This window comes from Bacillus sp. AFS059628, from assembly GCF_002571225.1.
Lineage (GTDB): Bacteria > Bacillota > Bacilli > Bacillales > Bacillaceae_G > Bacillus_A.
Window position 1 is genome coordinate 24,886 of record NZ_NVEC01000063.1, and the last position, 10,486, is coordinate 35,371.

A 10,486-nucleotide genomic window follows, 5' to 3' on the forward strand; every position below is an offset into this window, starting at 1 on the left:
TGCTTCCGCTGTATTTTGAGTGGGGGTCTTACTGCCCGTTAATGCGGGATAAATAAAAAGAGACCATGCTATATATAAACATGTTCTCTTCCTTTATTCATGTTCAATTGTGTATAATTAAATATTACTTAAGCCACTCGTTGCAACTATTACTTAACTTCTGTAAATCTTCTATAAATCGACTCGCATGATACCCATCACAAACCGAATGATGTACTTGCAATGAAACTGGTAGCATAACCTTATTCTCTTCGTTAAAATATTTCCCACAAGTTATAATCGGTAATAGAAAATCACCATCATTATTAATATTTAGATTAAATCCAGTAAAACTACCCCAAGGTATGCTAGAAATCGGAAAAACATTGGGAGGAATGTTTTCTTTCGTGAAGAGACCATGAACATTAGTATACAACCTCATATCCTCTTCATAGTTTTTATAGAAAATGTGAAAATCACTAGAATAATCCGTCCATATACTTGAAAAAGATTTATCATCTTTATGGAAGATTGTATAACTTGGGATCATTTTCTCCCAATATCCTAAAGCCCCTTCATCATTAAAAGATGTTCGAAATTCTTTATGATTATTTACTACTTTAGAAATTAAATATATAAAAACGGGATAAAATTTTATTCCCTTTTGATGTAATTCCTTTAATAACCTCGTGATATCAACATTCACAGTCATACTAAACGTACATTTCAACTTTAAATAATGTTCAAAATACTGCTCTCTATTCCAATTTTCTCTGTCAATTATATGAAACCTCATTTCAATAGCCTCCTAAAATGTCATTTTATTTTAGAAGGCTAACTTTCTTGTTTTCACCACACCTATTCACTCCTTACAATTTAAATTTATCCTCAAGTTTTTATTTAATTATATAACATATGCAAAAATCTATTCACATATTTCTAGAAATCCAACCACATACTATACATAAATCAAATGAAATTTGGAGGATGCCTACATGAATAATAAAAAAGAAAATGTTACCGAAAACGCTACACCTATTCAAAATAATAATACTGCAAATCTTAATATCGAAGAACAAGCAATGAACGGCTTATATGGAATGCCAGAAACTGCTATTGAAGATGCTGATCACGCTGAAACTGAAGATTTGACTTCAAAAAATTAATGTACTACATAGAAAAAAGCCAAGGAAAATTATCCTTGGCTTTCTTAACTATACATCCATCTTTTGTACTTCTTCACTCTTTCTTGAAAGCTTTCCTGGCCAAAAAGCAAAGCGTCCTAGAACAACTGTAATTGCTGGTACAAGTAACGGTCTAACAATAAATGTATCTAGTAGTACACCAATTGCAGTTACAATACCAAATTGAACAAGAACTTGAATTGGAAGTGTACCTAATACCGCAAAAGTTCCTGCTAAAATTAAACCTGCTGATGTAATGACACTACCTGTTTGTATAACCCCATTTTTCACTGCATCCAAATGATTTTGTGTTTTTCTGTTTTTCCATATTTCTGAAACCATAAAGATATTATAATCTTCACCTAAAGCAACTAAAAATACGAATGCGTATAACGGTATCGCACCTTGAATGGCCGGTGCTCCCATACCATAATGAAGTAATAGCCACCCTGCTCCTAGTGCTGAGAAGAACGATAATACAACAGTTACAATTAAATAAATCATCGCAACAATTGATCGTAAGTAAACCAGTAATAATAAAGCTATAATACTAATCATTACTGGAATAATAACTGCTTCATCACGTTCCGTAATTTGCTTAGTATCATATAATGAAGCTGTTTCTCCGCCAATCCATAGTTGATCTTCTGCATTACTAATCCCAGCATCTTTTAATACTTTTTCTACACTGTTTTTCAATTTAGGGATTTGATCTAACGCTTCAATTGAGTATGGATTTTCAGCTAAGGAAATCTCATACATTTGTATTTGCTTATTTTCTTTACCCTCTTTTGGATCTTTAACTGTATTTACAAAAGAAATTTTCTCTAGTTCTGCTTTTATAGGAAGCTCTTTTCCTTTCGTATCAACAACAACTTTTACTGGCGCTAGTTCACCAGCTGAAAAATGATCACTAATTAACGTAAACCCTTCGCGTGAAGGCATATCTTTAGGAAACGATTCTAATAAGTCGTATGTGTATTGAATACGTGGTACAAATGATGCCAATCCACCTAATACAAATACAGTGAGCATAATTATTGTCCACGGTCTTCGTACTACAATATCCCCAAGTTTTTTACTAAAGGCGCCTTTTGATTTTTTAACTTTTACTACTTTCTTTTTCCTTCTTGCTAATTCTTCATTCATCGAAGTTGTTCTCGGTATAAATGGGAAGAATGCAGTTCTACCGAAAATTAATAATAACGCTGGTAAAATCGTTAAAGCAGCAATTCCCATTATGAATACAGCTACACTAAATGGCACTGCAAATCGATGAAAGGCACCATAATGAGCAAGTAATAATGTTCCTAATCCAAGTACAACAGTTAATGCACTCATTATAATTGCTCCGCCAGAAGCTTTAATTGCAAGTTGCAATGCCTTATATTTACTTTCTTCTTCTAGCAAGTATTCCCGATATCTCGAAATTAAAAATAGACAATAATCCGTTCCAGCACCAAACAATAGTACAGTCATAATTGATATCGCCTGTGCATCTACTTTAATCCATCCGTGATCAGCTAAAAACCCAAGCGTCGGACTAATAATACCGTATGCAAAGCCAACAACAAGTAAAGGTAAAATTGCTAAAATTGGTGAACGATACAGTAAAATTAATAGGACTAATACGAGTAGTACAGTTGCAATTAATAATTTCACGTCTGCTTGACTAAACAAACTAACTGCATCTGTTTGAATGCCTACTGGTCCAGATAATCGAACATGTAACCCAGAATCACTTATTTTTTGTTTAAATGGATCTACATCCACCTTACTATTCACTATCTTTCTTAAATCATCAAGATTTCCTTTTAATATATCTGTTCCAGCAGCCTTGTTAAAGAATACTGGTGTAACAAATGATGTACCATCTTTTGATGCACTTTTTGATAATACTTGTTCCGGGATTTTATCAAATGGTGGTAATGTTGATTGCTCCTTTAAAGGACTAGCTTTTAACTCTTTATAAACGTCTTGTATGAGTTTATAATCCTGCGACTGTAATCCACCATCTCTATACCATACTACTAATAAAGGATTCCCGGCATTATTCGGAAACTCTTTTTTCATAAGTGCTTCCGCTTGCTGCGACATAGCTGTTTCAGGTAAATTTTTCGGATTCGGTTCTTTCGTACTATTTACTTGTGGTAACGTAAATGAAAGTACTAATGTAATAAGAATCCATACCGATAAAGTTATCCATTGTGTATGCTTCCCTGCTACAAGCCTCCCTAACATATGTAACGGGTGCTTTTTCATAAAAACCCCACCTTCCTTTTCTCTTCCACTATTAATTATATATACTGGTCGGTTAATTAATCAAGAATGAATAAAAATTTGTGTTATAATTATCTCAACAATACATGTCAGGAGCGAATAGATTTGGAACAAAAACAACGTCCTCTTGGAAGGCCTCGTCAAAATAAAAATACAAAATCTACAAAAGAAACCATTTTGGAAGTGGCAACTCGGCTATTTCTTACTCAAAATTATCAAGTCGTTTCTATGGATGAAGTCGCAAAAGTTTGTGGTGTTACGAAAGCAACCGTCTACTATTACTATTCAACAAAAGCAGATTTATTTACCGCTACTATGATTCAAATGATGGTACGTATACGCGAGAATATGTCTCAAATCCTTTCTACAAATAAAACTTTAAAAGAAAGGTTATTGGACTTTGCTAAAGTCTACTTACACGCAACAATGGATATTGATATGAAGAATTTTATGAAAGATGCAAAGCTATCGTTATCTGAAGAACAATTAAAACAATTAAAAAATGCTGAAGACAACATGTATGAAGTATTAGAAAAAGCACTCGATAACGCGATGCAAATTGGAGAAATCCCAAAAGGAAACGCTAAGTTTGTGGCTCATGCATTCGTATCTTTATTATCAATTGGGAATTTTAAAGATGAGAATCACAATCCTATTCTTACAAATATAGATGAATTAGCACAAGAAATTGTTTCTTTTTATTGGAACGGATTAGGCCGTTAATATGAATAGATTCCATTTAATAAAAAAGCATGTTTGANNTCAAACATGCTTTTTTATTATTTATATACTCGTAATTAAATTATATTTTAGCACTATTTAACAAAAAAATTTCACTTCCTATCTTTACAACTTTTGAATTTGAATATTTATATTCCCCTTACTTAATCCACCATGATAACAAACTACAGATTCAATATCTAAATTTAAATACTTCTTCAAAGACTGCTGTGCTTCTTTAATATTTAAAGTTGTTGGGGTGTGAATTCCTCCTAACTTTCCATTCACACTATACATCGAGTCTCCTGCAATAAGAGTTTTACTTTGTTTCAAGTATAAACTAATATGACCCGGCGTATGCCCTGGAGTATGTAGAATTAGTATCCCACCGCAATACGGAAGTTCTTGCCCGTCAATCACAGTATTACTCACTTTTCCTTTTGGTGGACTCTCAATTTTTCCATCCTTCAATAAAGGTAAATTCCCCTCAATATATGGCTTATCTAACTCGTGCGCATAAACTTTAATATTACTTCCACAGTGTTGCAATAATTGCGGAAGACTACCTATATGATCTATATCCTGATGCGTCAAAATCACAACTTTTAACTTCTCAAATGATACCCCAACCTTTTCCATCCCTACTTGTATATCTTCAAATTGTCCAGGAAAACCAGTATCTATTAAAACTGCCATTTCATCATCCCATAAAAGAATTGGGTGAATAATAAATTCTTGAAACTCAAGTTGTAACATTTCTACCCCTTTAGCAATCTCCATATAGCAACTCTCCTTTATCCTGAAGTGTGAAGATATGTACGAGTAAACTGGAAATATAAAGCTCTACTATCTTATAATATGTTTTTTCATCCCAATAGAAAATGCCTGAAACCCTATAGATTCATAATAAGATTGCAACTTTCCACACACATAAGTTGGGGAATAACCTTGTTTTGTTCGCAGTGATGGATTAATCGTTCTACTATTTCTTTTCCAATACCGATGGACTGATACTCTGGTAATACACAAACACCACAAATAACGCCTGTTATTACACCATCTGATATAATACGCCCCATCCCTACTAGCTTCTTATCATCAAAAGCATATATCGCATACCAACTTTGTTTACACATTTGTTCTAACTCGTTAACCGTTAATTGAAGAGAATTCCATCCTAAAGATTCATATACAGTTAATAATCCATTGAAATTTGTTGGGTGTTCTATTTTGTAATTTATACTATTATTCATGTAAATACTCCTTATTTTCTCCTTTGTTTTTATTTCATACAATTATCTTTAATATGAAATTAATTTATACAAACTTCCATAAGAACAAGATAATTCCTTCTTAACATAAAATAAAAAGAAGTTATCTCACTTAAGATAACTTCCTTTGTATAAGACTCTCATTATATGATCAACCAAAAATTATACAACTGCATACGATAAGCACAAACAGAACTAATAAACCATTTGAGAAATAACCCATTGAATACTACCCCTTTATTTTATTATGTAAAAGATTTTATCATAAAATTATTTACATCATAATAACTGAAAAAGACATTGTATTCATTAGTTACGTATATTTAGTAATATTTTAATTTCCGGTCATATTCTCCTTTTCTAAAACCATTACTTACAATCATCTACTTCATTACAAAAACTCAACTATCGGGAAGTGATTGAATCGGTTCCCGCTTCCATTAAAACGGTTCAAAGTATAAAATCTAATTTCGTTTACCTTTTATCTAGAATGTATTTACGCCATATTACACACATATACCACTATTCTTTGTTTTTTATTGTACAAGAAACTGATACGGGCTCTCTTCTCATCCTTTACCTAAAAGTCAGCACTACACATTCCCATTCTAGCGAAATTTTTTCTACTTATACGATTATAAATTTATTAAGAATAATATATGATAAAATAAATTTAATAACTATAAAATTTTCTTTCAACGATAAGGAGACCTACTTATGAAGGCAAATCTAAGTACAATAAAAAAATACTTAAACAATGAGGAAAATATTCTTTCTACACTCTACTGCGTAATAAATTTTGGTTATATGAGCCGATCTGGTATTTTAGTTGCTACAAATAAAAAATTATTGTTCTGCTCTGATGCCATGTTTGGAAAAGGACTAAAATGGGAATTTCTATACACCGAGATACAAAATTTCAATCATACAGATGGGATAGTGCTAGAAATGTCTGCGATCCCCTTTATCAAAAAAATAACTATGAACTATAAAGACGATTTTATTGTATTTGACAATTTTTCAAATCCACAAAACGTACAATCCTTTTTTGAGTTGGTTCAATCGAAGCAATAAACCTATCAATGCACATATAATCATTTGATTTCTTTACACTTACTCTTATATATATCATATTCCAAGATATGGAAAATCTTATAGAAGTGTGGAAAGAGAGTTGCAATTGCAACCCTCTTTCTAATATTACTGTTTCGCTTTAAAATCTCATTCTCTCACATAGCCATACTTATATTTTTTCTTTTGACTCTTAATGCCCTTTTATTTTTACAAATTTTTAACCTAACTAAACGTATTTTATAAATCAGCATGCAACAATCATTCAATAGATCGAATTAATATTATATATTTTTTATAAACTAATATATATATATATATATATATATTAGTTTATGCTACATTAACAGATTTATTCTTCAAAACAAACTTTCCAAATAAGAAACGCACAAGCGGCCCCATAATAATTAATTGTAATGGATACGCCATAATGAAGTTTTTAATAAAAATCGAGAAATACATTGAAACGAATGATTCACCATGTAACCCATTATGCGAATACATCATAGCCATACCATAAAACGACATGAAGAAAACCATTCCAATAACCATAGCTGTCGCCATCGCAATAATAACATTTACTTTTTTCGATTTATCAAATGGTAACGCGAAGACAAGTTTTTTCGCACAAGGTCCAACGATACATATTTCAATTAATAGTGCAATAATGAAGCCAATTATTAGTTCTAATGCGATCTCCTTAATATGAATTTGTCCCCCTGTTCCGTTCATCAATAAATTATAAAACGTCATTACAATAACCATCCCAAGGCACATCATCATACCAAACTGGAGGTTTTCCTTTCTTGTTGTTGGCAATTTCTATCATCCTTTCTGTTTAAGTCTTTGTCATTATATCGATTATGGAAACCTCTTCGTAAGTGAACATTTTGTGAACAAATTTAAAGCGTTATCATATTTTCTTTCCTTTCTGCTCAAATTCGCACTTTTACTTATAAAGGTTTTATATATTTCAATGTTGAATTATTATATGTAACATTGAATTACATTACTACTAGGAGGATAACTATGTATGAACAAGAGTTTTGCGCATATCACATCGTAACAAAGAAAAAAATGAAGATTGGACAAATCATGCATTTCGATAAAAATCAAAAGAATACCCTATTTCATTTCTTTTTTGAAAGAGAACATTTAAATTCTAACGGTAAAGATGCAATCCAAATTTTAAAAGAACATTATACAAATGAAGAATTACATATAAAGAATGAAAATGCTACAGTAATTATGGATTATATGGATCAAACAATTAGAGCCGTTAGAGAAACAATTGTGGAGATGGTTAGGCTACAAGAGTATCCTGATTATCCGTCAAGGTTGTCTTGTTTATATGCTGCAAGGAGCTATGAAGATGCTTTAAAATGGAAAGCATTATTTGATTCCTATAATCGAGAAGTTTTGCAGATTGTTAAACTACGAGTGATAGGAAATTGGTTTGAAGGCAACGGAAATCTTTTACCGAAAGAAGACGGTATTCCTTTCTCTCAAAAAATTGAACAAGCTAGAGAGTATTGGAAAGGAAACGTCAGTAATGAACTTCCTGAGTTACTAATCAATGGAAAAATTGAAGTAATGGAAATTATTGATGATTTTTCCGAAGTTTATATTTAGTTCCTAACTAAATCATATAGGATGGAGATTACAATGATGAAAAAAGTGTACTTTAATCATGATGGTGGTATAGATGATTTAATTTCACTATTTTTATTACTTCAGATGGATAATGTCAAGCTTACAGGGGTTTCAGTTATCCCTGCAGATTGCTATTTAGAACCAGCAATGTCTGCAAGTCGCAAAATTATTGATCGCTTCGGCAAAGGAAATATTGAAGTAGCCGCATCAAATTCCCGTGCCCAAAATCCATTTCCAAAAGATTGGCGGATGCATGCATTTTATGTAGATGCTTTACCAATTTTAAATGAGTCTGGAAAAGTTGTAACACCCGTAGCAGAAAAACCTGCACATCATCATTTAATTGAAACTTTACTACAAACTGAAGAGAAAACAACTTTATTATTTACGGGTCCTCTTACCGATTTAGCGCGTGCACTATATGAAGCACCAGTAATCAAAGAAAAAATTGAACGTCTTATTTGGATGGGAGGCACATTTCGTACTGCCGGCAATGTACATGAACCAGAACATGATGGAACAGCTGAGTGGAATTCATTTTGGGATCCTGAGGCAGTAGCACGTGTATGGGAATCAAAAATTGAAATCGTCTTAGTAACGTTAGAAAGTACAAACCAAGTTCCATTAACTATAGACATACGTGAACGTTGGGCAACAGAGAGAAAATATATTGGAATTGATTTTCTTGGTCAATGCTATGCAATGGTCCCTCCTCTCGTTCACTTCTCAACGAACTCTACTTACTATTTATGGGATGTATTAACTGCTGCGTTTGTAGGAAAATCTGATCTTGCAAAATTACAAACAATTAATAGTATTGTTCATACAAATGGACCTAGCCAGGGGCGTACAATGGAAACTGTTGATGGACGACCTGTAAATGTAGTATATGATGTAAACCACAATGGATTTTTTAACTATATAACTGAATTAGCAAAGAAAGCCTCTACTTGAACCTCTATCTATACGAAAAATAGATAGAATGACATTGCTTCAGACGATGAACTCCCATATTTAGAATTTGGTTAAAACTACATATTTAACTATTAAAAAGAGTATTGAATTACATTTCAATACTCTTTTTGTGCAATTTAATTATATTTGATTCATGTTGTGTTTTACAGTTTATTCATTTCATAACCATTTACAAAAAACGTTATTGTTTCTATTTCATCTTCATTTAATTCTCTATTTACGTCTCGTTTATACGCTTCCTTTATATTCTCTTCATCGCCTTTATGAACTTCTGTATATGTTCCTACTGTTTTTAGCAAATACAGCTCTTGTAAAAGTTCATCCCGACTTATAGCTGTACCATGAGAAAGAATATATGTTTCAGCATCAAACGACTCCAACTCTTCTATTAATTTAAACGTTCGTTGCGTCGTATAGTTCCACTTTGAAGAAAAGATATCTGCATATATACAGTCTCCTAAAAATAATATCTTTTCCTCTTTCACGTAAATAACAACTGAATCATGTGCATGATCTCCGCCGACATGTTTTAACACGCATGTCACTTCACCAAGGTCTAATTCAATTTGATCCTGGAACGTTAAGGTTGGAGGAATAATTTTAATATTCCTCTCTTTTTCTTCAAACTCTTTTTTGATGCAATCCGCACAAAATGCAATTTCAGTACCCTCTTTTACGCGTGCGTCCAACGCTTCATCTGTCCATTCATAAAATACTAGTGATTGCATTTCTTTTTTCGTTTCAGCATGCGCAATAGTTAATGCATTTTGTAGTACAGGCAATCCAAAAATATGATCCCAGTGCCAATGCGTTAATGCTACGAAATCCGGATTTGATACATTTTGTTCTTTTAGCATTTCTAAAAATAATTGTGCATGTTCTTCTGAATTCCCTGCATCTATCATTAACGTTTTTTCTTTTCCAACTACCATTCCTAATATAGGTCTATCTGTTTCAGAAACAGGTGTCATATACCAAAATGAGTTTCCTATTTTTTTAATTTGCTGCATAATTTGCTCCTCCATTTACTACTATTCTCTTCAATTTTCACCACTTTTAAATTTCTGTGATCTAACATAATAACTATTTCACTTTATTCATATACTGTTCTTGTACATGCTGCATTAAATCTCTCATCTTCTTTTCAGCAGGATGTTCTTGATTCTCTGGTACCTCTCTGCCATTGGTTGAAAATTTTTGAGAACATGCTGTACGAGTTACTTCTAAGTTTGCAACTGGAAATTCCCACGAATTTTCGCTTCTACTTCCAGTTGAAGCAAAGTGTATACAGCTCGAATCAATTTTTGTACGCTGACCTTCTTTATTTACTGTGTAATATAAAGTGAAACTTTA

General features: G+C 32.3%; 10 protein-coding genes and 2 pseudogenes. 5 read left to right on the plus strand and 7 right to left on the minus strand.

All coding sequences use genetic code 11. The annotated features are described in order from the left end of the window. Nucleotides 1-124 precede the first annotated feature (124 nt). Nucleotides 125-775: a type A chloramphenicol O-acetyltransferase gene (catA, locus tag COL05_RS21455; RefSeq protein WP_098670072.1), complete on the minus strand. Its 651-nt coding sequence runs from the start codon at nucleotides 773-775 to the stop codon at nucleotides 125-127. A gap of 199 nt (nucleotides 776-974) precedes the next feature. Between catA and COL05_RS21460 the strand changes: the two genes are divergently transcribed. Continuing rightward, nucleotides 975-1,145 carry a DUF4021 domain-containing protein gene (locus COL05_RS21460; RefSeq protein ID WP_098670073.1) on the plus strand — a complete coding sequence of 57 codons (171 nt, stop codon included), beginning with the start codon at nucleotides 975-977 and terminating at the stop codon, nucleotides 1,143-1,145. Between the two features lie 48 nt (nucleotides 1,146-1,193). Here the strand turns inward: COL05_RS21460 and COL05_RS21465 are convergent, their stop codons facing one another. Next, a complete protein-coding gene (locus tag COL05_RS21465) occupies nucleotides 1,194-3,425 on the minus strand; it encodes an MMPL family transporter (RefSeq protein WP_098670074.1) in 2,232 nt (743 codons plus the stop codon). Between the two features lie 117 nt (nucleotides 3,426-3,542). Between COL05_RS21465 and COL05_RS21470 the strand changes: the two genes are divergently transcribed. Further along, on the plus strand, nucleotides 3,543-4,166 hold the full coding sequence (locus COL05_RS21470) for a TetR/AcrR family transcriptional regulator (RefSeq protein ID WP_098670081.1): 624 nt from the start codon (nucleotides 3,543-3,545) through the stop codon (nucleotides 4,164-4,166). 123 nt (nucleotides 4,167-4,289) lie between these two features. Here the strand turns inward: COL05_RS21470 and COL05_RS21475 are convergent, their stop codons facing one another. Then, nucleotides 4,290-4,943 carry an MBL fold metallo-hydrolase gene (locus tag COL05_RS21475; RefSeq protein WP_098670075.1) on the minus strand — a complete coding sequence of 218 codons (654 nt, stop codon included), beginning with the start codon at nucleotides 4,941-4,943 and terminating at the stop codon, nucleotides 4,290-4,292. 66 nt (nucleotides 4,944-5,009) lie between these two features. Beyond that, a pseudogene (locus COL05_RS21480) lies at nucleotides 5,010-5,416 on the minus strand (GNAT family N-acetyltransferase). Nucleotides 5,417-6,151: 735 nt separating this feature from the next. Here COL05_RS21480 and COL05_RS21485 point away from each other — a divergent pair. Next, nucleotides 6,152-6,508 (plus strand): PH domain-containing protein, encoded by a 357-nt coding sequence (locus tag COL05_RS21485; RefSeq protein WP_098670076.1) that lies wholly within the window; start codon nucleotides 6,152-6,154, stop codon nucleotides 6,506-6,508. Between the two features lie 330 nt (nucleotides 6,509-6,838). Here the strand turns inward: COL05_RS21485 and COL05_RS21490 are convergent, their stop codons facing one another. Next, a complete protein-coding gene (locus COL05_RS21490; protein WP_098670077.1) occupies nucleotides 6,839-7,324 on the minus strand; it encodes a DUF2798 domain-containing protein in 486 nt (161 codons plus the stop codon). Between the two features lie 210 nt (nucleotides 7,325-7,534). On the opposite strand from COL05_RS21490, the gene COL05_RS21495 reads away from it, so the two are divergent. Both COL05_RS21495 and COL05_RS21500 read left to right on the plus strand, forming a co-directional pair. After that, a complete protein-coding gene (locus tag COL05_RS21495; RefSeq protein ID WP_098670078.1) occupies nucleotides 7,535-8,137 on the plus strand; it encodes a DUF2441 domain-containing protein in 603 nt (200 codons plus the stop codon). Between the two features lie 33 nt (nucleotides 8,138-8,170). Beyond that, the gene (locus COL05_RS21500) at nucleotides 8,171-9,112 is read left to right on the plus strand and encodes a nucleoside hydrolase (protein WP_142337610.1); all 942 of its coding nucleotides are present in this window, start codon (nucleotides 8,171-8,173) and stop codon (nucleotides 9,110-9,112) included. A 164-nt stretch (nucleotides 9,113-9,276) separates the two neighbouring features. Here COL05_RS21500 and COL05_RS21505 read toward each other — a convergent pair whose 3' ends face one another. After that, nucleotides 9,277-10,143, minus strand: coding sequence for an MBL fold metallo-hydrolase (locus COL05_RS21505; protein WP_098670080.1), 867 nt, complete (start codon nucleotides 10,141-10,143; stop codon nucleotides 9,277-9,279). 73 nt (nucleotides 10,144-10,216) lie between these two features. After that, nucleotides 10,217-10,474 (minus strand): annotated as a pseudogene (locus COL05_RS31990) (DUF6843 domain-containing protein); the annotation flags it as partial. Nucleotides 10,475-10,486 lie beyond the last annotated feature (12 nt).